Genomic DNA, 26,721 nt, shown 5'->3' with positions numbered 1-26,721 from the left:
CAGCCTCTTCCGACTTAAAACCCATAACGGGTCGCACGGTTAGTGCAACCACGGCTTCATTGTCGGCACTCCGTACCCAACGAAGCCTTAGTTGTATGCGTCAGGTGTTGTACGCAGAAGCCGCCAAAGAGATAGCATAAGGGCTATATACTAGGGAGAGGCCTGTAGCTTTTTGCGGGCCCTGAGGTAGCCCATCACCTCCACAATGCTGATTCCCAGCAGCACCCACATGGCGCCCAGCAGAAAGCCCGCCAGTACATCCGAGAGAAAGTGCACCCCCAGGTATATTCGGCTGAAACCTATCAGTAAAATCAATGCTCCGGCTCCGGCCAGCACGACGATGCGCGAGCGTCTCCGGTACAGGTGGCGGTATCCGAAATAGGCCAGTATCCCCCAAAGCGCCATGCTGGTAGTGGCGTGTCCGCTCGGGAAAGAAAAATTATGCTCCGGGTAGAAAGCCACTTCAGTGGGCCGGTCACGGCTGATAAACTTCTTGCCATACTGCACCGAAAGTCCCGTACCTGCCATGGTCAGCCAAAAAGCCAGCACCGCTGTATAGCGCCGGTTGTATAAAAATACGATAGAGGCCAGACCACCAACGGCAAACACGGCCTCCCGGGTACCCAGTTGGGTGAGGGCATAGAAGGTCTGGCTCAGCCACTCGCTGCGCATGCTATAGAGGAAGCTAGTAAACGTTCTGTCGACATGCACCACCCCCTCTGATTCGATAACATCTTCGGCAAGCTCGGAGAGCAGCGCAGCATTGACTCCTATGACCATCACCAGAATAGTGAGGGGCAACCCAACAAAAGTAGTGGTATCGAAACGCCGCAGCAGGAAACCGGAGAGCCCCGGAAACCGCCGGTAAAAGCGCTGCACGAGTGGCTGCTTTGCCAGCCAGCTGCGAATCGAGAGGAAGAGGTATGTCAGAAAATGGCGCATAAAGTAAAAATCCAATTTTTATACGCAATCTTCTCAATTTGATAGATGCGCACGAGCCTTTACCCGAAAAAAATATCCGTTCACATGGCAAAATGTTTTATTAACAACTTATTAGCCCTATATAAAGTACATATTGAACATGAGAGGGTTTGAAAACATATACGACAAACTCCTGCTCGGTGTAGGGGTCGTATTGCTGGTGTTGCTGTGGGTACAGTTTCCGGCTATGCCCGAGATGAGTGCGGAAGATAATATACGCTACACCTCGGACGAAGCCAGGACGGTTATGAACTCAAAAGCCCGGTTTCTGAAGCCCTCTACTGCACTTTCTCCCCGCGAAGTCATCAAGATACAGCTCCATGCCCTTCAACGAAACGACATGACGGATAGCGGTATCATCACGGTTTTCAATTTCTCATCGCCAACCAGCCGGGTAAGTCTGGGGCCACTCAACCACTTCCGGATGATGGTGCGTGACCCAGCCTACAGCCCCATGCTCAACTTCGTTTCATACAAAACCGGGAAGATGGTGATAACAGACAACACGGCCTACCAGCTCGTGGTCATCAAGGGGGCGAGTGGGGAGCAAGTGCCCTATTTATTCATACTGGCCAAGCAGCGAAAGGGCATGTACAAAGGTTGCTGGATGACAGTGGGTGTTGCCCGCCAGGATGTAAACAGCCAATCCAGCCTGATCTAAAGGCTATACCTCTATCCCTATACCTTCCTTACAAAGGCAACTCCATTTTGATGTCGGCTCGTTCGTAAATGCTCGGCGGCATCGGCACTTCCACAAAGCCCAGTCGACGATACAGGTTCAGGGCCGTGTCGAGCCTGCGGTTGGACACCAGGTATATCATGCGGGCACCGACTTCCCGGGCTTTCCGGATGGCTGCCTCGCCTAAGAGCTTTCCGATCTTCAGGCCCTGCGCTTTAGGGGTCACCGCCATCTTGGCCAGCTCATACACGCCGTTGCCATCATTAATCAATGCACAGGTACCTACGATCTCGCCCTGGTAGCTGGCCATCAGAATATGCCCGCCCTTGTCGATGATGTAGCTTTGCGGATTGCCCAGCGATTTATGGTCAGCCTCTTCCATCACAAAAAAGCGCGTGATCCACTCCTCGTTGAGAGCCCGGAAATCGCCGGCATGCTGCGGTTCAAAGTCAAGTATCTGGACGGTCGCCTCGGTAGTAGCCAATTGCATAAAGTATTCTGATTTAATGCAAAGGTACACCTATACCTGCCTTATTGTCAAATGGGCGTTCATAAAAGCACTTCACCACATTGGCACCTCCTTAGTTCTCACCACGCAGCAATTGCCCGCGCAACTCGCCGTTCGGGTAAGTGGTGCTATGTATGTTCAGGTACCACTTGCCATCGATTAACTGCTCTTCTTCGTTTTGGGTTAACGCCCGCGTCGTGCCTGTCACTGAACCGGTATAGCTCGTGGGGTGGTTTTCGATCGGTATCACGACAGGAGCACTCTCGGTGGCCAGAGCCGGACCATGGAAGTGTATGCCTACTGTGTTGTCAGCTGCGTTGCCGAGTGTCCAGCTAAAGTTATACGTCAATATCCGAGTACTCCGGTCGTAGGTCGCGGTGAGTGATCCCGATCCACTTGTGGTAACGGCTGGCACCTCGTTGTCACCGGACAGCTCCACATTTGTGAAGGCAACCTCACTTTCGAGTAAGTCGTCCTCATTATCGTCGTCGCAGGCGTAGGCAAAACCGCTCAGCAATACCAAAAAATAAACCACTGCCCTCCTGACACTTATATCCTCACGTTTCATAAGCCAACATTTTAAATTATTATAAATCAATCTCTTATAATGTTTTACTTGTCTGACAGTCAATGGTTAAGCCTTAGGTATAATTTGGCGCTTCACCCCGACTCTTTCTATCCTTTCGCAGCTAAGTCAGGTATAAGATGATCGATCAAACGCTACTGTTTTCATGCCTGATACCATTCCGCTCTGGTTGCCGATAAGCTATACCTTGTTTCTGCTGGTATTGGTGCAGGTATACTGGAAACACTATGGACCGGGCAATTTCCTGTGGTTTTCAGATGTGGCGCTGTTCTCGGTTGGCATTGTGCTTTGGACGGAGAATCACCTTTTGCTGAGCATGATGGCGGTGGGCGTGTTGGGGCTGGAGCTTGTCTGGAACGTAGACTACTTCGGGCGGCTGCTCACTGGCAGGGAGCTGTTGGGGCTGAGCAATTACATGTTTCATCCGGATAAGAGCCTGTTTCTGCGGGGGCTGTCGCTGTTCCACGTCTTTCTGCCGGCCATCGTAATCTGGCTGTTGATAGAATGGGGTTACGATACCCGCGCCATCTGGTACCAAACGGCACTGGCCTGGGTCGTGCTGCCGCTCAGCTATTTCCTCACCGACCCTAGAGAGAACGTGAACTGGGTATTCGGCTTTGGCAGCGAACCGCAGCAGGCTATACCTAAAGGACTGTACTTTGCACTGGCTATGTTGTTTTTCCCGATCTGTATCTACCTGCCTTCGCATTTTGCGCTGCAGTGGTTGTTTAACTGAGTGGCAGGACTTTCCTCTAAAAACAGGGGGGAGCTAATTCAACTGAAGAAAAGGAGATGTGCACGATTGTCATCCCCTTGTCTCCTTCTGAGGAGGGATTTTTAGGCGTTACCATCTCTCAGGTATAGCTTCGTGGTTTCTGCAGTTTGGGTTGCTACTGATTTAACCCACCCCTGCCCCTCCCGAGAGGGGATTTTCTGTCCCTGTTTAATTGTCAGGTATAGGTGTGTAGCTACAGCAGTTCATTTGCAATACCGGGTCCAACCACCCCTGCCCCTCCTTATCCTTTAAGAGGCCCCTACCCCCAGGCGGGGAGCCTGTGACTACTACTAGCCTCGAAGCACATGACCACTGGCTGGTATAGCAAGACTAACTTGCCCCCGAAGCTATGGAATAAATCACTTTAGCCTGGTGCACAAAATGATTACCCACTGTTTGAGCGGTCAGCGAGTTTGGGGAATCTTGATTTTTTTGCCTACTTTTTTTATCAAGAAAAAAAGTAGGTGCCCGCCGCACAGGCGAAGCTATAAAACAATATAGGTTAAGGTATAGATAGGCTGAAGCTACGCCAATAGGTATAGTTATACCGCGAGCTATACCTATACCTGAGCCAGAGGCCCCACTATAGTAGACACGAGCGTAGATGCTCGCACCATTAGCTTCGCTATACCTCCAGTATGAATAGCAGGGCAACTACTGGAGCAGGCATAAAAAGAGCGGGCTAAGCCCGCTCTTTTCTCTCACCTTAAACAAAACAATTAAATACTTTGCGTCGCATTCGCATCCGGCACCTTCACTTTCTCAGATGTCTTCAACCCGGATACCACCTCGATGTTAATGCCATCCGACAAACCGGTTTTCACTTCGCGCTTCTCAAATACCTGCGGAGCGGTTTCCACTTCTACAAACGACTTGTCTTTCTCGAACTTGAGCAAACTCTCTTTCACCGCCATTACTTTCTCGCGTTTGTCGAGCACGATGTCGGCGTTGGCGCTATACCCTGCCCGGATGAAGTCCTTCTCGTCGAGCAGTACCTTGGCGCGGATCGGGAATTTGATGGAACCCTCTTCCAGCACGCCTTTCGGGGCGATGTACTCGAGTTTGGCATTGAACACGCGGCCTTCGATGGCACCAATGGTCAGCAACAGGTCCATGTTCTCCTTCAGCTTGCCCACCTCCGACTCGTCGATCTTGCCCTCAAAAATCAGGCTGCGCATGTCGGCCACGGTGGCGATAGAGGTGCCTTCGTTGAAGTTGTTGCGCTCGATGATAGAGGTACCCACTTTCACCGGTACGTCCAGTAGCATGCCGTCGATGGTGGAGTACACCAGGTTCGAAGCCTGTCCGCTGCGCTTCGAGGCGCCTTCGCGCACCAACTGTAGGTTACTCTCCGCCGATTGCAACGCTTCGCGCTTCAGGTCGTGGTCTGCCTTATACCTTCTGAATTCCTGCTCGGCGATCACTTTCTGGTCGTAGAGTTGCTGATAGCGGGCCAGTTCGCGCTTGGCTTCGTCGAAATTGATGCGGGCGGTTTCCAGCGTGTTCTGGGCATTGTTCACGTTCACGATGTTGGGCACGATCTTGATCTTGGCCAGCAGCTGCCCCTGCTTCACAATCTGCCCGGCCTCCACGTAGAGTTCCTCCACAATGCCCGACACCTGCGACTTCACCTCCACCTCTTTGCGGGGCACGATAGAGCCCGTGGCCACCGTTTTTTTAACGATGTCTGTCTCAAAGGGCTCTTCTGTTTTATACACGATCGGATCGGTGTTGGCCTTGTTGTAGAAGTAGCGGCCCAGCCAAACAGACAAGGCCAGCATAACGATCACGAACAGTCCGATAAAAACCTTTTTCATAGTAGTTGTTCAATTATAATCTTGTTGATTCGACGTTCCTATTACTCCTCCTGCAGGGCGACTACCGGATTCACGCGGGCGGCCTTGGTGGCAGGTATAAGCCCGGCCAAGGCACCGGCCACTACCAGTAGCACCGTTGCGGTGACGGCTACGGCCGGGTTCACCTCGGGCGGCCCGAAAAAGCCTGCCTGCACGTTGTTGTCTACCATAAAGCCTTCAACGGCCGCGATAAGCCCGGTGCCGGCCAGCAAACCGATGTAGCCCGCAAAGCCCGTAATCACGATGGATTCCTGTATGATCAGGCTCACGATGGACAGGGGCGTAGCGCCGAGGGCCTTGCGTATACCGATCTCCTTGGTCCGCTCCTTCACCACGATCAGCATGATGTTGCCCACCCCGATGATACCGGCCACGATGGTCCCGATGCTCACCAGCCAACTAAAACCCGCTATACCTGCGAAGAGCCCCTGCACATCCTGAAACTCTTTTTCCACGTTCGCTGATCCGAAAGCTTTCAGATCTGTCGGGGCCACTTTGTGCCGCTTCATTAACAGGGCTTTCACTTTCTCCTCCACCACCGCAGCAGGTATACCTGACTTTGGCGTCATGGCAAAGAAATTCACCTGATTGGGCTGGTTGAAAGCCTGCTGCAAGGTGGTGTTCGGTATGTAAATGGTCTGGGCGTCCTGCACCACGTCTTCGTCCTTGCCAAGCGGCTTAAATGTGCCCACCACCTGAAAGTAAATGCCTTTGATGCTGATGTACTTGCCGATCGGGTCTACCCCTTCTGCAAATAGCAACTCCAAAGTCCGCGGCCCTACCACGGCTACTTTGCGGCGCTCCACTATATCTTTCTGGTTGATAAAGCGGCCACTCACCACATTGGTTGGCTTCACCTGCAGCACTTCCGGTGTTTCGCCATTCACGGTAAAAGCCGAGCTTTTGGTACCGTATACCACCGAGAAGCTGCCTTGTAGTTGGTTACTCGGCGCGATCACCCCCACCTCCGGCACAAAGGCACGGATGGCGTCTATGTCGTCGTTGGTCATTTGGATAAAACGCCCCGCCTTCAGCCCCATGTAGGGCACACTAGTGCGCTGCGTCCACACAAACACGGCATTCTTAGCCACATTGAATTCAGAGGTTATCCCTTTCTCCAGCCCTTTACCAGCGCCCAGCAACAACACCAACATAAAAATGCCCCAGAACACCCCAAAAGCCGTCAGCGCCGTACGCAGCTTGTGCTTCTTTACGGTGTTATAAATCTCGGTCCATTTATCAATGTCGATCATGCTTTAGTTTTGATGGAGTGATGGAGTGGTTGAGTGAGTTAGTGAGGTTTTTAGTTTTTGAATGAGTGAATGAGTGGTTGAGTGAATGTTTATTTCTTTTTGATTGAATTATTAAGCCTGTAGTGAGTATCCGTTTGGTTGATTTTCAGTTTAATGTTTTAGGTTGTTGGGTTAATGATTGGGTCGTGGCTATAAGTAATTATCGTGCTCACAATTCATCTAAAATGAAAGACCATTCGATTCAGTAGTTTTATCTTCAATTAACTACTTGTTAAATCAAAAATAAAAATCGCTCAAACACTAACTCGCAAATTCCCTCACTCAATTACTCATTCAAAAATCAACTTGCCCTCAGCGCCTCTATTGGTTTAATCCTTGCGGCTTTCAATGCTGGCATCAAGCCGGCCAGGGCGCCGGAAATCACCAGGATCAAAGTGGCGGCCAGCGCCACACCGGGGTCCACTTCGGGACTAGCGAAGAAAGGCGCCTCCGCCCCCGACGATTCCATCAGATACTCCAGACCTGCGAGCACACCGGTTCCTGCCAGTAAGCCCAGGTAGCCCGAAAAGGCCGTGATCACCACTGATTCCTGCAGGATCAGGCTGACGATGGAGAAGGGCGTTGCACCTAAGGCTTTGCGCACGCCTATCTCGCGGGTGCGCTCCTTCACGATGATCAGCATGATGTTGCTCACGCCCACGATGCCGGCAATCAGGGTGCCTATACCTACTATCCACACAAATATCTTGATGCCGTTGAATAGACCCATCACTTTCAAAAATTCTGCCTCTGTGTTTTCTACCCCGATGGCCATTTTGTCTTCGCTGGAGAACTTATGCCGCTCGGCCAGCAAATTGCGGAGTCGGCCCTCCATGTCTTTGGCACTCACACCGGGTTCGGCCACCAATGCCATCATCTGCACCTGGTTGGGCTGGTTAAAGGCGGCCTGCAGGGTCGAGAAGGGGATGTAAGCCCGCTCTTCGCGACGACTGCTGTTATTGCCGCGCATCTTAAAAGTGCCCACTACTTTAAAGTGTATCCCTTTGATGTTGACGTACTCGCCCACCGGATCGGCTTCCCCGAACAGCACCTTGCTTGCCTGTTCACCCAGCACTACTACTTTACGTTTCTCGCGCTCGTCGTACTCATTGAGCAGGCGTCCACGGAAAGGAATCTCCCCGTTCAGTTTCAGGAAATCAGGCTCGGCACCAAACACCTGGAAAGAACCGTTCTGCGTTTTGTAGTTAATGGTATACTCGCCCATTACCCGGTTGCGCGGTGCCAGTAGCTGCACATTCTGCACGTCGCGGTTAACAGATACCAGATCCTCGTTCGTAAACTTTATCTCGCGACCCGGCGACATGCCCTGGTGGGCCAGCGCCGTCTTGCCGGTCCATACATAGATGCTGTTCTTGGCTCCGGCACCAAAACGGTTGTATACCCCATTCTCCAGCCCTTTGCCGGCGCCCAGCAACAAAACCAGCATAAAGATGCCCCAGAACACGCCAAAGGCGGTCAGGAACGTACGCAGCTTGTTCTTCTGCATCGTCCCGAGTATCTCCTGCCATTTGTCGAGGTCGAACATGATTTGGATTGCTGGTTGTTAATTGTTGTGCGTATACCTTAGCTTTTCGCTGCTACCGCCTCTGCTGCCAGTACGGCCTCTTCGGCGTGTTGGTCGCTGTTCACGATCAGACCGTCCTTGAGCCGGATGACACGGTGGGTCTGGGCAGCAATGTCGTTCTCGTGCGTCACGATCACCACGGTCATCCCCTTGCTGTTCACATCCTTGAAAATGTCCATTACGTCGTAGGAAGTCTGCGTGTCGAGGGCGCCGGTCGGTTCGTCGGCCAGGATGAGTTTGGGTTGCGAGATAAGCGCTCTGGCGATGGCTACCCGCTGTTTCTGACCACCTGACATTTCGTTGGGGGAGTGCTCTGCCCAGTCTTTCAGGCCCACCCTATCGAGGTACTCCAGTGCGAGTTTGTTGCGCTGCTTGCGTCCCACGTTCTGGTAGTAGAGCGGCAGGGCCACGTTCTCCATCGCGTTTTTGAAAGAGAGTAGGTTGAAGGACTGGAACACAAAGCCCAGAAACTTATTGCGGTAATAAGCCGCCTTTGCAGCCGACAGGTTTCGAATGGGTGTGCCTGCCAGGGTATAGCTGCCGCTGTCGTAGTCGTCGAGGATGCCGAGGATGTTGAGCAGTGTAGATTTTCCGGAGCCGGAGGAGCCCATGATGGACACCAGTTCACCCTCCTCTATGTGCATATCGATGCCTTTGAGCACATGCAGTTTGTTATGCCCTACCGCGTAGTATTTGTGTATATTTTCCAGCTGTATCATAGGCGGCAGTCCAAAATGATGGCAAATAAATTACTGGTATTTGCTTTACAAAGTGCTCTATATAGGGCTAAGTTTCCCAAATACTATACCTACAGGAGATTTGTACCGACTGACAGGTATAGTTTGTCTATCAGTCGGTTATCATCCTCCCGAAACAATTTTAGCTCAAAAGCTCTTATTTAAGTTAAAACGAAACACAATACCTCACTATTTTGCTTGGTACATGATAAAGATGAAATACGGAGGGGATAGGTTGCCTGCGCTGGAAAATAATTTACTTGCTATACCTCACCTGCGTAGAAAAGCTATGCGATATTCGGACCTGCCCCAGCCTATCCTCTTTCATCCTTTGAAGCATCACTTAGGGTATATCCGGCAGTTCATTTAAAAGAATGTAGAGGCAGAGGATTCTTTTCTGAGGGCACAGCTCAAGACAATAGGCAGCTCGCAACTCGACCTATACTTGGGTGAGTTATTCGCCCGACAGATTGCTGATGAAACCATCCTATACCTGCAAAAGCATAACATCCTTACCCCAGAAGCTTACCGGCTATACCTATCAGATAAGGAGTCAAACTATGGGTTAATCACATTGTCTGACGGGAGCAAGTGGGTGCTGCGTTGGGGCGTAGTCGAAGGAAGGCACGTGCATCTTCACCCGGCCAGGTATAGCCAGTATACGATCAGGGTGAAGGCAAACACCCTCAAAACAGCTGTGGCAGTGCAAATAGCGATTCGAAGGTATGAACAACCACTGAGTTTGGCGCTGGTTAACCAGGTGCGTACCCAGTGGCTTGGGCTGGCTCCTATACCTGCTTATTTGCCTGATGGAGGCTTAGGGAATTTACTAAAGCTGTTGCAGAACTAAACGCTTCTACTCTCTATTCCCTGCCTTGGACATTTTCGATCAATTCCATGAAGTTATCTTTGAAGGTTTCGCCAACAGGTATAACAGCCTCCCCTATAAAGATGCGGCTCCGCTCAATAGAGTCGATTTTGTCGAGTGAAACGATGTAGGACTTGTGTACCCGCACAAACTGCTGCGCAGGCAACTGTTCCTGCATTTTTTTAATGTTACGGAGCGACAGGATGCGCTCTGTGCGGGTGTAGATAGACACGTAATTCTGCAGCCCCTCCACATACAGAATATCATCCAGCCTTATTTTCACGATCTTATATTCCGTCTTTACGAAAATGAAATCTCTGATACTCTTCTCTGTGACTCTTTCCTGTGGATGCAGTGCAGGTATAGCAACGACAGATGGGAGACTTGAGTCCAGCTGTTGTCGCGCTTTCTGCGCGGCTTTGTAAAACCTATCGAAAGCAATAGGTTTGAGCAGATAATCCACCACATTGTGTTCATAGCCCTCCAGCGCATACTCGGTATAGGCGGTCGTCAGGATGACGCGGCACCTGTCGCCAATGATTTTCATGACCTGTATACCTGTCAGCTCGGGCATTTGAATGTCCAGGAAGATCAGGTCTATCTGCTCCCGCTCTACCAGCTTTAATGCCTCCAATGCGCTGGTGGTGCTGGCTACACATTCCAGAAAGTCGATCTTTTGGATATAATCCGTCAGGATGTCCAGGGCAAGGGGCTTATCGTCTACTACAAGGCAGCGTATTTTCTTCATTTGGTTGTTCATTTCAGGCTTAATAGGCTCCGGCAGGTATAGCTTTAGGCTCTTTAGGTTTAGTTGGCTTCATGGCTTCTAATTGCAGTGTCAGTTCCACTTCAAAGGTATGCGGCTCGTCTGTAATTTCCAGGGTATGGCAGTGCGGGTATAGCAGCTCGAGCCGACGAAGCACATTCACCAGCCCTATACCTCCTGTTTTATCTTTCTGATCCCTGTTCTTCCGGTTCAGCACCCTAAATAATAAAGTATCTCCTTTCACAGCCAGATTGATGTATATCGGATGGTTTGGGTCATCACATATGCCGTGTTTAAAGGCATTCTCCACAAAGGCGATCAGCACCAGCGGCGATATCAGCTTCTGGTCTGTAGCACCCTCTTTCTCAAATTCAATAAATGCGTGGCCCTTCAAACCGATGCGCTGCAAGTCTATCACATCCTCCAGGTATTCCACTTCCTTAGAGAGCAGCACCTTGTCTTCTTCACTTTCGCGGAGCATGTAGCGCAGCAGGGCCGATAGTTTGAGCAGCGCCTCCGGGGCCAGATCAGATTTCTGGTAAGTGAGCGAGTAGATGTCGTTGATGGTGTTGAAAAGGAAATGCGGGTTGATCTGCGATTTCAGAAATGCCAGCTCGGTTGCCATTTTGGCCTTCTCCAGCTCCTTTTTCTCTTCCTGTGTTTTAAAGTAATCCACTACGTAGCCATAGGCTATACCTAGCAGAATATACATCAGGCTACCCCGTAACACACTCTGAAAGATCCAGACCATGGTGATCTCCCTGCCATACGTTGCCCAGTTAAAGTACTTAAGCAAGACGAGTTCCAGCAAGTAGTGCACCGGAGTGAAGGCTACCAGCAGTGCCAGCACACTCAGTGCATAAATCCCATACCTGCCTTTGCCAAAAAAACGAGGCACCAGCACCAGGGCGTTGGCGTAAAACAGTGCCGCCGTCAGCAGGGTGCGCACAAAGTCGACGGCCGTGGTTTTGTAGAGCGACGACAGGGTATACTGAGCGTCATAAAAGTAGTAGTACTGGAAGCCGTAGATCGTGTCTTTGAAGAAATCAAAAAACCAGAACAGGCAGTGAAACAGGATGATCTTCTTCTTATTCATCCCTAAAAATAAATGAATTGATCAGAACATAACGCGTAAAATACAGCAACCGCCAAATTTCCTTTACCAACTGTTATACCTGGCGCACGAAGCAGTTCATGTAGCCGAAAACAGGTTCGTCAATTGAAATGGCCGGTTGCTGTATTACTGTCGTTGCCTTCGTTTGGGAGCTATTATGTTTGCATCAGTTAAACGAAACAAACACACTGATCTAAAGCATAACACTAGCCTTATGAAAAAGCCGTTCATCCTCCTTCTTGTTTTCCTTGCTTCAGCACAACTTTCCTTTGCACAGGCTCTGCCCGATTCCATCCAGACCTATGTGGTGCAGACGCTGGATATCATGAAGCAGAATTCCCTGAAAAAGCACACGACAGACTGGGAAAAGCTTTATGCCAAAACACTGGAAGACGCGAAAACCGCTACGACAATAAGAGCCACCTACCCGGTTATCCAAAAAGCGCTGAAGCGGTTGGGTGACGGACACAGTGGTTTGTATGGAGCCGAGGTGATAGAAATACTTTCGAAGTACAGCTATGAGGAGGCGACCTCTCAGAAACTACCCATGCCTTCCGGGCGCATGGTGGAGGGGAAATATGCCATGATCACTATTCCGGGATTCGCCGCCTTCCTGAATGAAGAGCAACTTGCTTTCACCGATTCTCTGCAAAGCATCATTAAAGCCCTGGATGCTCTGAAGCCTAAAGGCTGGATCATAGACCTGCGCAACAACCAAGGCGGTAACTTTGAGCCAACCATGGCAGGCTTACTCCCGATTTTAGGTAATGGCAATTGGATAGGCTATACTGATTCTGACGGCAAGCCGAGTTACGAGACGTATAAGAACGGCACCATCACAGGCCTGACAGACAGCCTGGAGCACACCATCGCAAAGCCTTATACAGTAAAGAAGCGTAACCTGCCCGTTGCGGTGCTGGTAAGCAAAGCCACCAGCAGTTCAGGAGAGTTCACAGCTATTTCTTTTGTCGGCAGAAAAAACACCAAACTGATCGGCACTAATACCCTGGGCCTTACCACCAGCAACCAGCCCTTTATTTTGTCTGACGGTGCCTGGCTAAACCTGACCACCACTAAAGCCACTGACAGGAACGGCAAGGTATACGGCAGAAGTGTTGCCCCTGACATAGCACTCCCCCTCACCGACGACGAAGACAGCAACAATACCCTATACCTGGAGACAGCAATCAAATTCCTCAAGAACCCGAAGAAGTAATCAGTTAGTTGGCAGTTCGGCTAAAGACCATCCGGTTATTGACTTTTGTATACTTAAAGTCCTCATCGCCTCTAAACATGGCTCTTTGCAGGTTCATGTTGTTGGCTACTTTGGTGTACTTGAAGTTGGCCAGGCCTCTGAAGTCTGCCGCCTTGAAGTCAGCGTCTCCACTGAACTTGGCGTATTTGAAGTTAGCCTCTCTTTTGAAAGAAGCATTCCCGAAACTTGTCGCCTCAGGGAATGCCACATACTTGAAGTTGGCCTCTTCATCAAATTTCGTATTACTGTAATCGGCTGATTTCGAAAACTTACTATACTTGAAGTTTGCCTCGTGCCGGAAATTGCTGCCTGCAAACGATACATCGTCATTGAACTTCGAGTACTTGAAAGCGCTGTATCCTTCGAACACACAGTTCTCGAAGCGGACTGCTTTGTCAAAATTGGTGTTATACACTTCGTTTTTCCTGTTAAGAATCTTTATGTCCTCGTTATCCGGATTGTAGTAAGCCAGCACATCATCTTTGAAGGTGCAGTTCACAAAAGTCAGGGGTACTTTTACGGTGCTGATATACTCATTCGTACTATTCTTATTGTCAGCCTTTTTCTCGAGGAGCATGTTGTCCAGACGCGTCAAGTCCAGCACTCCCACGATCACAGCATCTTTATAAGTCACAGCTTCGCCACGGTTTATCTTAGTGATGATTTCTGAGGCATTTACTTGTGTTTGCGCCCAGGTAAGGAAGGGCACAGCCAACAGCATTAGGAATAGCAATGATTTTTTCATGGTTTTAAGGTATAAGTTTTGGATGGAATATCAGCTTATACCTTCTAGATGAAGCAAGTACGCGTAAGGTTGCCTGGCTATGTTTTTATTCTTCCAGGAACTGCACAATAGTGCGGACTACGATCCAATAGATAAGGAAGGCTAAAATGAAAACGGGGCCGAACAGCATGCCCTTTTCCAACAGGCCGGAACTGATGATCTGGCAGGTATAACTCGCGACCAAAAATGGCAGCAGGATACCGAGCCCTATCATGATTTTCAATGCTTTGTCGAAAGATGGTTGCGGCTCGTTCATAGCTATCTAGGCTTAGAGTTTCATGTTTTAATACAACGTAAAACCTCACAATAGGTTTATCATCGCTATATAGTTATAAAACAAAACAGCACCACTCTTTTCGAGTAATGCTGTTCATGCTTCAATATATAATTCTTAATTAGATATGCAGAGCGCGATTTTCCGTTGCGGCCAGGCAAGCCTCTTTGATGGCTTCCGTATACGTTGGGTGCGCATGGCTCATACGGGAAATGTCCTCTGCCGAAGCACGGAATTCCATCGCCACTACTGCCTCCGCAATCAGGTCAGCAATACGCGGACCGATCATGTGCATACCCAGTATCTCGTCAGTCTCCTTGTCAGCCAGCACCTTCACAAAACCGTCTGTGTCCATCGACGCTTTGGCTCGACCAGAGGCTTTGAACGGGAACGAACCGGTTTTGTACGCACGGCCCTGCTCTTTCAGCTGCTCTTCGGTATAGCCTACGCCCGCCACTTCCGGCCAGGTATACACCACACCTGGGATCAGGTTGTAGTTGATGTGCGGCTTTTGGCCCACGATGGTCTCTGCCACGAACACGCCTTCTTCTTCAGCTTTGTGGGCCAGCATCGCGCCACGCACCACATCACCGATCGCGTAGATGCCCGGCACGTTGGTTTCTAGATGATCATTTACGGCAATCATACCGCGTTCACCCATCTGCACACCGGCATTCTCCAGACCCAGTCCTTCGGTATAAGGCTTGCGTCCCACTGACACCAGCACATAGTCGCCATCAAACGTAACTACTTCACCTTTCGGATTCTCGGCCGTCACGGTTACCGTTTCACCTTCGTTGGTGGCGCCGGTTACTTTGTGGTTGAAGAAGAACTCGAAGCCCAGTGTTTTCTTCAACACACGCTGCAGTTCTTTGCCCAACGCACGGTCCATGGTCGGGATAATCGAGTCCATGTACTCCACCACCTGTACTTTGGTACCCAGGCGAGCATACACAGAACCCAGCTCCAGACCAATCACGCCGCCACCAATCACGATCATTTTCTTCGGCACCTCTTTCAATTCCAAAGCTTCCGTAGAGGTGATGATGCGCTTCTTGTCGATTGGCAGGAATGGCAGCGAAGTAGGCTTAGAGCCCGTTGCGATGATGGTTTTGTCTGTCTCGATCTGCTGCTCCTGACCGTCTATACCTGCTATTTTGATGGTGTTCTTGTTCACGAATGAACCCAGACCATAGTAGGTGTCGATCTTGTTTTTCTTCATCAGGAAGGCGATGCCGTCGTTATTCGACTTCACCACGCCCGCTTTACGGTTGATCATCTGCTCGATGTTCACCTGCAGGTCATTCAGCTCAATGCCGTGCTCCTTAAAGGTATGCGCCGCATTGTGGTAATGCTCCGATGAATCAAGCAGTGCTTTGGAAGGTATACAGCCCACGTTCAGGCAGGTACCACCCAGTACGTTATACTTTTCTATAATAGCGGTTTTCAGGCCCAGCTGCGCGCAGCGTATCGCTGCCACATACCCGCCAGGACCAGAACCGATTACGGTAACATCGTATTTCATCTGTTTATATTTTAGGGAGAGGTATACCTCTCGTTTCGTTTTGATTTCCTTGCTAATGATAAACCTGCCCTTGCCAAGAGGGGAATTTTACCTCCCCTAACCCCTCCTAAAAACAGGAGGGGAACACTCTTGCATGATTGTCCCCCTTTGAAGGGGGCAGGGGGATGACAACCGTTCCAAATTCCTCTCCTTAGAGGGACAGGGGTGGGTATACGTTCTGTCAGAGCCCAATAAAAAGGAGGAGCAAACTTTAACGCTTACCCCTCCTTCCTTATCTCAATAATTTATACGCCAAGAAGCAATCTCATCGGATCTTCCAACAGTTCTTTAACTCGAACCAGGAAGCTAACCGACTCACGGCCGTCGATGATGCGGTGATCGTAAGAGAGCGCCAGGTACATCATCGGGCGGATCTCCACTTGTCCATCCACGGCTACCGGGCGCTGCACGATGTTGTGCATACCCAGAATGGCTGACTGCGGCGCGTTGATGATCGGTGTAGACATCATGGAACCGAACACACCACCGTTGGTGATGGTGAAGGTACCGCCTGTCATCTCCTCAATTGAAAGTTTCCCGTCGCGTGCTTTCTTAGCCAGACGAATTACTTCTTTCTCGATGCCATCCAGTGTCAGACTTTCCGCGTTGCGGATAACAGGCACTACCAGACCTTTTGGTGAAGAAACAGCGATAGACACATCCACAAAATCATTGAAGATCATATCGTTGCCATCGATCTGTGCATTCACAGCTGGCCACTCCTGCAGGGCTACGGTACAAGCCTTCGTGAAGAAAGACATGAAACCAAGACCTACCTCGTGCTTCTCCTTGAACTTGTCTTTATACTTGGCACGGATGTCCATGATCGGCTTCATGTCCACCTCGTTGAAGGTCGTCAGCATAGCCGTTTCGTTCTTCACCTGCACCAGACGACGGGCAACTGTTTTGCGCAGCGAGCTCATTTTCTCACGGCGCTGGTTGCGATCACCTGACGCAGCTGGTGCGGCGGCAGTCTCCTGCTTGGCAGCCGGAGCAGCTGCAGGCTGTGCAGCAGGTCTTGACTGAGCACCCATCGCATCTTCTTTCGTAATGCGACCGTCGCGGCCTGTACCTTGCACATCAGCTGGGTTGATGCCTTTCTCAGAAAGAATCTTACCGGCAGCCGGTGATGGTGTGCCGGAAGCATACGTCTGGGCACCAGATGGAGCAGCAGCGGCTGGCTGTGATGCCTGTTGTGCAGCTGGAGCGCTTGGCTGAGCGGCTGGTTTCGCAGTGCTTGCACCTGCACCCTGTACAATACGGCAAAGCAATCCACCGATCTCTACTGTGTCACCTTGCTGGGCTACGATTTGCAGTGTACCCGCAGCCTCGGCTGGCAATTCAAAAGTCGCCTTATCTGATTCCAATTCGGCAATTACCTCGTCCATTTCTACATGGTCGCCGTCGTTCTTCAACCAGCTGGCAATCGTTACTTCTGTAATAGACTCGCCTACTGTTGGCACGCGCATTTCTTTGGTTTCACCAGCACCCTGTGCAGCGGCCGGAGCGGACTCTTGTGCAGACGGAGCTGCGGCAGTTGCAGTTGGTGCTGCAGTTTCCTGTTTAGCGGCTGGGGCAGCAGGAGCGCCACCGGATTCGCCATTTTGCTCGATGCGGCATATGGTGGCACCAATTTCAATGGTATCACCTTCCTGCGCAACGATGCGTAAAATGCCTGCGGCTTCTGCTGGCAGTTCGAATGTGGCTTTGTCAGATTCAAGCTCCGCAATCACCTCATCCATCTCCACCCGGTCGCCGTCTTTCTTTAGCCACTGGGCTATGGTCACCTCAGTGATGGACTCACCTACGGTAGGCACTTTAACTTCTAAGCTCATATTTTCTATCAATTATGAATTACAGTTTTGAATTACGAGAGACTAATGATTAATGACGAATGAATAATGATTAATGGGAAATGACAAATGCATAATTTCTATTCACTCATCAAACTTCATTCATCATTATTACCTACTCATTATTCATTCGTCATTACTAATTATATCGCGAATGCTCTTTCAATCAGCTCCGCTTGCTCCTTGCCGTGAATTTTATTATACCCTGTTGCAGGAGAAGCACTTGGCTTACGGGCTACCAGGTCTTCCACGCCATTGCGCATCACACGCAGCACATACATCCAGCCACCCATGTTTTCCGGTTCTTCCTGCACCCAGTATACCTTAGCGCCCTTATACTTGCTCAGTTCAGCCTCCAACTGCACTTTCGGGAACGGTGCTAGCTGCTCCATACGGATAATAGCCACATCCTTGCGCTTGTTCTTCTGCTGCTCTTCCAGCAGGTCGAAGTATACCTTACCAGTACACAAGAGTACTTTCTTAACTGACTTGGCCGATGCGTAGCCATCACCGATTACCTCTCTGAAGCCTCCCTTTGTGAATTCCTCTATAGGGGATACCACACTCGGGTGACGCAGCAATGATTTCGGAGCCATGTTGATGGCCGGCTTGCGGAATGGCAATGCGAGCTGACGACGCAGGAAGTGGAAGAAGTTGGCTGGTGTTGTGATGTTGGTCACAAACATGTTGTACTCAGCAGCTAGCTGCAGGAAACGCTCAGGACGGGCATTGGAGTGCTCCGGCCCCTGGCCTTCATAACCGTGCGGCAACAGCATCACCACCCCGTTCATACGCTGCCACTTAGACTCCGTAGCGGCCACAAACTGATCGATCATCACCTGCGCACCGTTGGCGAAGTCACCAAACTGCGCTTCCCAGATAACGAGTGCGCTCGGGTTGGCCATCGCGTAGCCAAACTCAAAGCCCAGCACGCCATACTCTGACAGCAGGGAGTTGTAGATTTCCAATTGGCGCTGCTCGTCCTGTATATAATTCAGGCTGTTATAAGGAGCACTTGTGTTAGCGTCGCGGAGCACGGCATGGCGGTGCGAGAATGTACCGCGTTGCACATCCTGTCCGCTCAGGCGCACAATCTTACCTTCTGCCAGCAAAGAGCCGTAAGCCAGCAACTCGGCAGCCGCCCAGTTCAGCTGGCGGGTCTCGAAGAACATCTCGTTGCGCTCTTTTAGCAACTTCTCGATTTGTTTGAGTGGCTTGAAGCCCTGTGGCACCGTCGACAGCGCTTTGCCCACACGTTCCACCACTTCAGGAGCTATACCTGTTTCAGGCGACTGATTAAAGTCTTCCGGATTGGAGCGGCGCAGTGTTTGCCATTCCTTTTCCATCTGCTGGTAATTGTAAGGAAGGGGCTTTTGCTTCACCATATCCAGGCGGTCCTGCAGCATCTGACGGAACTCCTTGTCCATCGACTGCGCAAGTTCCGCATTGATATCGCCACGGGCGATCAGGTTCTTGTTATATACTTCACGTGGGTTCGGGTGCTTCGAAATCAGGTTGTACAGATGTGGCTGCGTGAATTTCGGTTCGTCTGCCTCGTTATGGCCATGACGGCGGTAGCACACCATGTCGATGAAGATGTCGTTGCCGAACTTCTGACGGTACTCGGTGGCCAGACGCACGGCAAATACCACTGCTTCCGGATCGTCGCCATTTACGTGCAGTACTGGCGCGTCGATAATTTTCGCCACATCCGTGCAGTAAATAGAAGAGCGGGCGTCTTCGAAGTCAGTCGTAAAGCCTACCTGGTTGTTGATTACAAAGTGAATGGTACCGCCTGTCTGGTAGCCTTTCAGCTTCGCCATTTGCGTTACCTCGTACACTATACCTTGTCCGGCCAATGCGGCGTCGCCATGGATCAGGATAGGCACGATCTGCTTCGGATCGCGCTCGTACATGCAATCAATCTTGGCACGCACGAAACCTTCCACTACAGGGTTCACCGCTTCCAGATGCGATGGGTTTGGTGCCAGTTTCAGATTAACCGTGTTGCCTGATGTAGGGGTCACCACCTCCGAAGAGAAGCCCATGTGATACTTCACGTCACCATCGCCCATGGTCAGGTCTGGTGTAGCAGTGCCTTCAAACTCCGAGAAAATCTGCTCGTAAGTCTTGCCCATGATGTTGGCCAGCACGTTCAGGCGACCACGGTGCGCCATACCTATCACCACTTCTTTGGCGCCCAGATCAGAGGCCTTGTCGATGATGGCATCCAGAGCAGGTATAGTCGTTTCGCCACCTTCCAGTGAGAAGCGCTTCTGGCCCAAGAATTTTGTGTGCAGGAAGTTCTCGAATACAACCGCCTCATTCAGTTTAGAAAGAATGCGCTTTTTGTATTCTATACCTGGGTTGAAGGCCGGGAATTCCTTCTCTATTTTGTTCTGCAACCACTGGAGCACCTCCGGGTTGCGGATGTACATGTACTCGAAGCCAATCGGACCTTCGTAAATTTGCTGCACCGTCGCTACAATGTCGCGCAGCTTAGCAGGTCCGATACCGATCACTTCACCTACCTGGAACACAGTGTCCAGGTCAGCTTCTGACAGACCGAAGTCTTTCAGGTCCAGCAGGGCTTTGCGGTCTTTGCGCTCGCGCACCGGGTTGGTTTTGGAACGCAGGTGGCCGCGAGTGCGGTAGGCATATATAAAGTTGCGAACAGCTACTTCTTTATCTGATAAGCCGGCTGAAGTGCCTTTAGCCGGGGCGGCTGCTGGGGCACCATCCACCTCATGACCGTTTTCGTTATAGGCTGTCGAGAAATCAAAGCCTTCGAAGAATTTGCGCCATCCAAAGTCAACTGACTCCGGATCCTGTTGATAAGCTTTGTACAGCTCATCAATGTAGGCTCCGTGCGCATTTGCGATATAGGTATATTTATCCATAACTAATGTTTACGGCTGTGTGTAAAGGCAAAGTTAGGAGTATTTATAACAAATCAAACTTTATGCATTCGCATAAGCAAATGTGGTTGTAAATCAGCACAATGCTATCAAATATATTATTTATATATAGGGCTGGATCATAGAAAGTACATTCCCGTAATAGCCTGATTTTTTTACCTAGTATCCTGCTTTCACGCCATAAAATTGAATCCTGCCACTATTCTGCACTTTCATAAGCCACTATTTGTTCGAATGAAGAACATACCCCTGCGGAATTGACCGTCAGAAAGAAAGTCAAAAAATATAAAGCGAATCCTGCACCACTCACAGCACGTGAGAAGGTAAGCAGGTATATGCGCGGCAACAAAAGCCGTGACACGAAGCCCGAACTCTTGCTCAGACGCGCACTCTGGCATAACGGCCTTCGCGGCTACAGAATACACTGGCACAAGGCACCGGGCAAACCCGACATTTGTTTTCCTGGCCGACGACTGGCTATTTTCGTGCACGGCTGCTTCTGGCATCGCTGCCCTTATTGCCAACCGGCATTTCCCAAATCAAACCTACGATTCTGGGAGGAAAAGTTTACCAATAACCAGTTGCGCGACGAACGCTACAAAACGCTATACCGGGAAGCTGGCTGGCAACGGGTCGTTATATGGGAGTGCCAGCTGTACCTAAACCCTGCCTCCTGCCTCGATCTTATCAAAACGCTGCACCGGGGTGTTCCTGCCAGTTGGGAAATAGCCGCCTGATCGAAATCCAGACGGGCGTAACTATCGGTGTGAATAAAAGTATTATCTTCAGTACCTTAACATACCCATTTAACCCTATGAAAAAAGATATGATCGGTCTGGCTGTGCTCAGTCTGCTGGCTTTTGGCTGTAACGAAAACGCCAGGGAGGTAGCGGACAGCGACAACGACCGCACCGCAGTTGCCAGCGACACGACTGGCCTGCTTCCCGCTCAACAGACTATTAACGCCAATGACTTGCTGCAGCACATTAAGGTGCTTGCTTCGGATGAGTTCGAAGGCCGTAGCCCCGGTACTGCCGGCGAGGACTCTACCGTGAACTACCTGACCCGCGAGTTTAAGGAGTTGGGCCTACAGCCTGGCAACCCAAATGGCACTTTCGTGCAGAAGGTCCCCATGTTTGGCTTTACGGCACAGCCTCAGGCAAACTTTACGGCAGGTGGCAAAACCGTCAACCTTTCTTTTCCGGATGATTACGTAGCGGTGTCGCGCCGCTATGTGCAGGATGTGAACGTCAACAATTCGGATCTGGTATTTGTGGGTTATGGCATCGTAGCACCCGAGTATGGTTGGGACGATTACAAAGGAGTGGATGTAAAAGGCAAGACGATCGTAATGCTCATCAACGATCCGCCTATACCTAGCCCGAACAACCCGGAGCAGCTGGACAGCACCATGTTTGGCGGAAAAGCCATGACCTACTATGGTCGCTGGACCTACAAATATGAGATAGCTGCCGAGAAGGGCGCCGCCGCTGCCATCATCATCCACGAAACCGGTCCGGCAGGCTATCCTTACGAAGTGATATCAGGAAGCTGGAGCCGCGAAAACTTCGATATCAGCAACCCGGGCAAAAACATGGACCGCCTCGCGGTAGAGTCTTGGATAACGGAAGACAAGGCCCGCGAATTGTTTACGGCCTCTGGCAATAACTTTGGAAAGCTGAAGAGCGCTGCTGCTCAAAAAGGCTTTAAGCCTGTGCCACTGAATGCGAAGGCTAACTTCAAGATCAAAAATCAGTTGCGCGAAGTAGAGTCGCAGAACGTGATTGCCAAACTGGAGGGATCCGACCCGGAGTTGAAAAACGAGTATGTGGTATACACAGCGCACTGGGACCATCTGGGCAAAGATGAGAAGCTGCAGGGCGACCAGATCTACAACGGCGCCATGGACAATGCCAGCGGTACGGCTGGCCTCATTGAACTGGCGAAAGCCTTTACTCAACTACCCGAGAAGCCGAAGCGCTCTATTCTGTTTCTGGCCGTAACCGCTGAGGAGAAGGGGTTGCTGGGGTCCAAGTACTATGCCTCTAACCCGCTATACCCGCTCACCAAAACCCTGGCGAATATTAACATGGATGTTCTCAACCCTTACCATCCGACTGAAGATGTGATCGTGATTGGGTATGGAAACTCTGATCTGGAGGATATACTGGCAGAAGAAGCACGCACGCAAAACCGCCGGATCGTTCCGGAGGCATCTCCTGAGAAGGGCTCTTTCTATCGCTCCGACCACTTTGAGTTTGCCAAGCAAGGTGTGCCTGCTCTATATGCCAAGTCAGGTATAGTGGCCCGTGACCAGGCCGCCGATTTCATTACCAAAAAGCAGGACCAGTACACAGCCGAACATTACCACAAAGTAAGCGATCAGGTATATGACGACTGGAACCTGGATGGTGCGGTAGAAGACCTGCAACTCTATTTCCGGGTGGGTTACCGTGTGGCAAACGGCACTGCTTACCCGGCATGGCGTGAAAAGTCTGAATTCAGGGCCAAACGAGAGAAGTCGCTATCTGAAGTTCAGTAATTACCCCGGCAATTTAAAATGGAGCCTTTCTGGAATAGCAGGAAGGCTCCATTTTTATTGTCTATTGGTAATGTTACCGGCAGAGCTGAACCTTACTGGAGTCTTTCAAATAAATAAAGTTATATTTCATACCTTACTCCCTATAATAGCATCAAGGCTATACCTGTTTATGCAAATGCTTTCACTATCATAAATACCTGTTTAGCAACTAAATACAAGTCATTCACAGGGATTATTGTTAAAAAATTTAATCCTAAGGGTTACCTTTCCGTATAAACCGAATAAATAAGTACAATTTACTTGTTTAACAAAAATTGAAAATCATGAAAAAGACAATAAAATTTGCATTCGCTGCATTCGCTTTTTTTGCTTTCACAGCTTGTGGTACCGATAACAACACAGCCACTGAAACTGACCAAATCGATGAAGTAGAAACTTCTGATATTGATGTGGATGCAGACATGGACATGGATACTGACACTACTACCGTTATGGATTCTACCATAAATGATGGTGTGGCAGACGAAATCCCGGAAGAAAAACCTATTCAGTAATATACATACTTACCCTTTTCAAAAAGCCCCCTTTCAGTTCGCTGAAAGGGGGCTTTTGTATGGGTGTGCTACGAAAGAAAAATAGTATACGAGGCGTGGATATGGCTTAATACTTGTTTAAATTTAGCCAATGGAAAAATTATCTTTAGAAGAAGACGGCGTGGCAATTGTGCTCGTGGCATCTGATGCAGATTTGCGTCAGGCCGTGCAGCAATTGGAGCAATGCGATGAACTTGCCCTTGACCTTGAGTTTGATCAGAACCGCTATACCTATGGCTTTAACCTCTGCCTGATCCAGATTGCTGATGGCAGAGGAAAGTGCTTTATCATAGACCCTTTTTATATTGATGATCTGAAGCCTTTTTTCCTGTTGATGGAGAACCCGGCAATTACAAAGATCATCCACCACTCTAATAACGATATTCTGTTGCTCGATAAAATGGGGTGCTCCATAAAAGGTATAGTTGACACAGATGTGGCTGCTAAGATCCTTAACTATGAGCGCTCTTCACTGGCAACTGTCCTCAAAGAGGAATTTGGAAAAGAGATCGATAAATCACAGCAATCCAGTAACTGGAACAAGCGACCACTTACAGAAGATCAGCTCCGCTATGCAGCCATCGACGTGATATACCTGCACAAGGTAAAGTCTAGGCTACTTCAGGAAATAGAAAAGGTTGGTCGTATGCATTGGCTCGAGGAAGAAGACTATCTGTTAGAGCAGATCAAGTATACTGAGTCAGAAAATCCGCACCTCAGACTGAAGCATTCATACCGCCTCAACTATTACCAACAGTATCTTCTCAAATGGCTCTATACCTTCAGGGAGAACCTGGCCCAACAATTTAACAAACCAGCCCATTTTGTAATTCCGAATGAAGCCTTGGTAGAGTTGGCCAATAATCCGAACACGGATATCCACGAATGGTTGAACCATACAAGGGGGGTACACGGCAATCTCAAAAAGCCCAAAAACGAGCGGATGCTGGAGGATGCTTTACAAGAGGCTAAAGAAGCAGCCAAAGCCAACCATATCAGCCACGATTACCCAGAGCATCGCTTCCAGCGGCCGTTGCGCACTCCTGAGACCGAGCGACGCAAGGAGTTGCTGACAGCGGTGCAGCAGGAAATCATGGCAAGGTATGGAGAGTACGCCTCAAAACTGATCATTAACCAAAGTCTGATCATGGATTATAGCCAAAACGGTAAACTGCGTTGCACTAAGAAGTATGGCAGCGACATTGTATTGGAAGTGGCAAAGGACCTAGGTATAAATATACATGTTTCAACTGCTCCCCAGCAGACAGGTGAATAAATAAGTTTGTCTTTAAGAAAACAGCATGGAAAAAGTAAGGATTGAACACGACTTTTTGGGAGAAAAAGAAATCCCCAATGAAGTTTACTATGGAATTCAGACATTACGCGCACTAGAAAACTTTCATATTACAGGTATACCGATTTCGAAAGAGCCTCTTTTCATAAAGGCTTTTGCTTATGTGAAAAAAGCAGCTGCACTTGCCAACCACCAGAGCGGCATTTTGAGCAAAGAAGTGACAGATGCTATCGTTTATGCGAGTGATAAACTGATAGCAGGAGAGTATCTCGATCAATTTGTGACAGATATGATTCAAGGAGGTGCAGGTACTTCTGTGAACATGAACGTCAATGAAGTGATTGCCAATGTTGGGCTGGAGTATATGGGTCATCCAAAAGGCATGTATAATTTCCTTCATCCGAACAACCATGTAAATTGCTCACAATCGACAAATGATGCTTATCCAACGGCATTCAGGCTGGCTCTCTATTGGAAAATCCAGGCATTTATCGAAAGTCTGGAGGCCTTGCAACAGTCATTTGGTCGCAAAGCAGAGGAGTTTAAAGAAGTACTGAAGATGGGCCGTACGCAACTGCAAGATGCAGTACCTATGACACTAGGGGCAGAGTTTCATGGTTACGCCACTACTGTACGAGAGGACATCCAGCGTTTACATGAAGTGAAAATGCTGATCTGTGAGATCAACATGGGAGCAACAGCTATTGGCACCTCTATTAACGCACCACAAGGCTACCCACAACTGGTTACAAACATTCTACGAGATATAGCAGGGGTACCAGTTGTACTGGCCGAAGATCTGATCGAGGCAACCTGCGACACAGGAGCGTATGTGCAGGTATCGGGTGTGATGAAGCGCTGCGCGGTAAAGGTATCAAAGATATGCAATGATCTACGCTTGCTGTCTTCAGGACCACGTGCCGGCTTGAACGAAATCAACCTGCCACCCATGCAGCCAGGCTCATCTATTATGCCTGGAAAGGTAAACCCTGTTATACCTGAGGTAGTAAATCAAACGGCTTACTACGTCATTGGAGCTGACATGACAGTTACGATGGCTGCGGAGGCCGGTCAGTTACAACTCAACGTAATGGAACCTGTTATAGCTTACAGCTTATTCAATTCATTGACTTTCCTGGAGAATGCATGCTATACCTTACAGCGCAAGTGCATTGACGGTATCACAGCGAATGTAGAGATCTGCCGTAATATGGTGATGAACAGCATTGGCATTGTCACTTCACTAAATCCGATTATAGGATACGAGCAATCTGCTTCAATTGCCAAAGAGGCGTTGAAAACAGGGAAGTCAATTCATGAGATTACAGTACTCGAACGTAAGCTGATCACACAAGCCAAATGGGATGAGATTTTCTCAATGGAAAACCTGATACACCCTAAGTTCATCAATTTATAAAAGTAGACAACCATATAAAAAGGGGCTGCAGGTTTTACCTACAGCCCCTTTTTATGTGCTTGAATTTTGTTGTATGGGATAATTGTGAAAGCTAGCCCTATCTAGAGTAAGGAAGATAAACTGTCCTCTTGCTTCAATCTATGTAGATGACCTGCCAGCGCAGCCCTTCCGACGGGCTTTTCGCCTTCGTACTGCTTCAGACAATGCATCCTTCACCGTCCAGCGCCACGGCGGGGTCTTCCTTCCGCTCCCACCCCTGCGGGGTAGCTACGTGGTTGACTTTGCCGGCCTGCTGCTTTCGTTGCTGCGCCCTTGCGCATGCCTACAAGCTTCTTATAAACGGCGACAGCCCCTGTCTCTTGTGCAGAGGCAGGGGCTGTCTATAGTTGGGGTTGGCGGCCACCTACTCTCCCGGGTGTGACCCCAGTACCATCGGCGCAGCCGGGCTTAACTTCTCTGTTCGGGATGGGAAGAGGTGCT

General features: G+C 49.7%; 23 protein-coding genes and 1 rRNA gene. 9 read left to right on the top strand and 15 right to left on the bottom strand.

Going from position 1 to position 26,721, the window contains the following annotated elements; all coding sequences use genetic code 11:
* Positions 1-150 precede the first annotated feature (150 nt).
* The gene (locus L1278_RS19335) at positions 151-942 is read right to left on the bottom strand and encodes a phosphatase PAP2 family protein (protein WP_253406667.1); all 792 of its coding nucleotides are present in this window, start codon (positions 940-942) and stop codon (positions 151-153) included.
* A gap of 139 nt (positions 943-1,081) precedes the next feature.
* Here L1278_RS19335 and L1278_RS19330 point away from each other — a divergent pair, with 139 nt between their 5' ends.
* Positions 1,082-1,642 carry a DUF4864 domain-containing protein gene (locus L1278_RS19330; RefSeq protein WP_253406666.1) on the top strand — a complete coding sequence of 187 codons (561 nt, stop codon included), beginning with the start codon at positions 1,082-1,084 and terminating at the stop codon, positions 1,640-1,642.
* 28 nt (positions 1,643-1,670) lie between these two features.
* On the opposite strand, the gene L1278_RS19325 is transcribed toward L1278_RS19330, so the two are convergent.
* Together L1278_RS19325 and L1278_RS19320 are read right to left on the bottom strand one after the other, a co-directional pair.
* Positions 1,671-2,150 (bottom strand): GNAT family N-acetyltransferase, encoded by a 480-nt coding sequence (locus tag L1278_RS19325; RefSeq protein ID WP_253406665.1) that lies wholly within the window; start codon positions 2,148-2,150, stop codon positions 1,671-1,673.
* 91 nt (positions 2,151-2,241) lie between these two features.
* A complete protein-coding gene (locus tag L1278_RS19320; protein ID WP_253406664.1) occupies positions 2,242-2,736 on the bottom strand; it encodes a CHRD domain-containing protein in 495 nt (164 codons plus the stop codon).
* A gap of 163 nt (positions 2,737-2,899) precedes the next feature.
* Between L1278_RS19320 and L1278_RS19315 the strand changes: the two genes are divergently transcribed.
* A complete protein-coding gene (locus tag L1278_RS19315; RefSeq protein WP_253406663.1) occupies positions 2,900-3,490 on the top strand; it encodes a membrane-associated protein in 591 nt (196 codons plus the stop codon).
* Between the two features lie 758 nt (positions 3,491-4,248).
* On the opposite strand, the gene L1278_RS19310 is transcribed toward L1278_RS19315, so the two are convergent.
* The 4 genes from L1278_RS19310 to L1278_RS19295 all read right to left on the bottom strand — a co-directional run bounded on the left by L1278_RS19310 (position 4,249) and on the right by L1278_RS19295 (position 8,981).
* Positions 4,249-5,346, bottom strand: coding sequence for an efflux RND transporter periplasmic adaptor subunit (locus L1278_RS19310; protein WP_253406662.1), 1,098 nt, complete (start codon positions 5,344-5,346; stop codon positions 4,249-4,251).
* 41 nt (positions 5,347-5,387) lie between these two features.
* Entirely contained in the window at positions 5,388-6,638 is a 1,251-nt protein-coding gene (locus tag L1278_RS19305; RefSeq protein WP_253406661.1) for an ABC transporter permease, read from the bottom strand.
* A gap of 340 nt (positions 6,639-6,978) precedes the next feature.
* A complete protein-coding gene (locus L1278_RS19300) occupies positions 6,979-8,223 on the bottom strand; it encodes an ABC transporter permease (protein WP_253406660.1) in 1,245 nt (414 codons plus the stop codon).
* Between the two features lie 38 nt (positions 8,224-8,261).
* Positions 8,262-8,981: an ABC transporter ATP-binding protein gene (locus L1278_RS19295; protein WP_253406659.1), complete on the bottom strand. Its 720-nt coding sequence runs from the start codon at positions 8,979-8,981 to the stop codon at positions 8,262-8,264.
* Positions 8,982-9,444: 463 nt separating this feature from the next.
* Between L1278_RS19295 and L1278_RS19290 the strand changes: the two genes are divergently transcribed.
* Positions 9,445-9,849 (top strand): hypothetical protein, encoded by a 405-nt coding sequence (locus tag L1278_RS19290; RefSeq protein WP_253406658.1) that lies wholly within the window; start codon positions 9,445-9,447, stop codon positions 9,847-9,849.
* A 13-nt stretch (positions 9,850-9,862) separates the two neighbouring features.
* Here L1278_RS19290 and L1278_RS19285 read toward each other — a convergent pair whose 3' ends face one another.
* Together L1278_RS19285 and L1278_RS19280 are read right to left on the bottom strand one after the other, a co-directional pair.
* Positions 9,863-10,615 carry a LytTR family DNA-binding domain-containing protein gene (locus L1278_RS19285; RefSeq protein WP_253406657.1) on the bottom strand — a complete coding sequence of 251 codons (753 nt, stop codon included), beginning with the start codon at positions 10,613-10,615 and terminating at the stop codon, positions 9,863-9,865.
* Between the two features lie 19 nt (positions 10,616-10,634).
* Complete coding sequence (locus L1278_RS19280) at positions 10,635-11,729, bottom strand: sensor histidine kinase (protein WP_253406656.1); 1,095 nt, start codon at positions 11,727-11,729, stop codon at positions 10,635-10,637.
* Between the two features lie 232 nt (positions 11,730-11,961).
* Between L1278_RS19280 and L1278_RS19275 the strand changes: the two genes are divergently transcribed.
* Positions 11,962-12,963 carry a S41 family peptidase gene (locus L1278_RS19275; RefSeq protein WP_253406655.1) on the top strand — a complete coding sequence of 334 codons (1,002 nt, stop codon included), beginning with the start codon at positions 11,962-11,964 and terminating at the stop codon, positions 12,961-12,963.
* A 4-nt stretch (positions 12,964-12,967) separates the two neighbouring features.
* Here the strand turns inward: L1278_RS19275 and L1278_RS19270 are convergent, their stop codons facing one another.
* From L1278_RS19270 to L1278_RS19250, 5 genes are all read right to left on the bottom strand, one after another.
* Complete coding sequence (locus L1278_RS19270) at positions 12,968-13,747, bottom strand: pentapeptide repeat-containing protein (RefSeq protein ID WP_253406654.1); 780 nt, start codon at positions 13,745-13,747, stop codon at positions 12,968-12,970.
* Between the two features lie 85 nt (positions 13,748-13,832).
* On the bottom strand, positions 13,833-14,042 hold the full coding sequence (locus L1278_RS19265) for a hypothetical protein (RefSeq protein WP_253406653.1): 210 nt from the start codon (positions 14,040-14,042) through the stop codon (positions 13,833-13,835).
* A gap of 139 nt (positions 14,043-14,181) precedes the next feature.
* The gene (lpdA, locus tag L1278_RS19260) at positions 14,182-15,585 is read right to left on the bottom strand and encodes a dihydrolipoyl dehydrogenase (RefSeq protein ID WP_253406652.1); all 1,404 of its coding nucleotides are present in this window, start codon (positions 15,583-15,585) and stop codon (positions 14,182-14,184) included.
* A gap of 284 nt (positions 15,586-15,869) precedes the next feature.
* Positions 15,870-17,459 (bottom strand): 2-oxoglutarate dehydrogenase complex dihydrolipoyllysine-residue succinyltransferase, encoded by a 1,590-nt coding sequence (odhB, locus tag L1278_RS19255; RefSeq protein WP_253406651.1) that lies wholly within the window; start codon positions 17,457-17,459, stop codon positions 15,870-15,872.
* A 161-nt stretch (positions 17,460-17,620) separates the two neighbouring features.
* Positions 17,621-20,377 carry a 2-oxoglutarate dehydrogenase E1 component gene (locus L1278_RS19250; RefSeq protein ID WP_253406650.1) on the bottom strand — a complete coding sequence of 919 codons (2,757 nt, stop codon included), beginning with the start codon at positions 20,375-20,377 and terminating at the stop codon, positions 17,621-17,623.
* Between the two features lie 275 nt (positions 20,378-20,652).
* Between L1278_RS19250 and L1278_RS19245 the strand changes: the two genes are divergently transcribed.
* From L1278_RS19245 to aspA, 5 genes are all read left to right on the top strand, one after another.
* On the top strand, positions 20,653-21,132 hold the full coding sequence (locus L1278_RS19245; protein WP_253406649.1) for a very short patch repair endonuclease: 480 nt from the start codon (positions 20,653-20,655) through the stop codon (positions 21,130-21,132).
* A gap of 77 nt (positions 21,133-21,209) precedes the next feature.
* A complete protein-coding gene (locus L1278_RS19240) occupies positions 21,210-22,937 on the top strand; it encodes a M28 family metallopeptidase (RefSeq protein WP_253406648.1) in 1,728 nt (575 codons plus the stop codon).
* A 323-nt stretch (positions 22,938-23,260) separates the two neighbouring features.
* Positions 23,261-23,491 carry a hypothetical protein gene (locus L1278_RS19235; RefSeq protein ID WP_253406647.1) on the top strand — a complete coding sequence of 77 codons (231 nt, stop codon included), beginning with the start codon at positions 23,261-23,263 and terminating at the stop codon, positions 23,489-23,491.
* A 130-nt stretch (positions 23,492-23,621) separates the two neighbouring features.
* Entirely contained in the window at positions 23,622-24,806 is a 1,185-nt protein-coding gene (locus tag L1278_RS19230; protein WP_253406646.1) for an HRDC domain-containing protein, read from the top strand.
* Positions 24,807-24,831: 25 nt separating this feature from the next.
* Positions 24,832-26,241 carry an aspartate ammonia-lyase gene (aspA, locus tag L1278_RS19225; RefSeq protein WP_253406645.1) on the top strand — a complete coding sequence of 470 codons (1,410 nt, stop codon included), beginning with the start codon at positions 24,832-24,834 and terminating at the stop codon, positions 26,239-26,241.
* Positions 26,242-26,631: 390 nt separating this feature from the next.
* Here the strand turns inward: aspA and rrf are convergent.
* Positions 26,632-26,721 (bottom strand): 5S ribosomal RNA (gene rrf, locus L1278_RS19220); the annotation flags it as partial.

Origin of the sequence: Pontibacter sp. HSC-36F09 (genome assembly GCF_024171605.1) — a bacterium.
In the GTDB taxonomy this organism is placed as follows: Bacteria; Bacteroidota; Bacteroidia; order Cytophagales; family Hymenobacteraceae; genus Pontibacter.
This window is presented reverse-complemented; position numbering and strand designations above follow the sequence as displayed.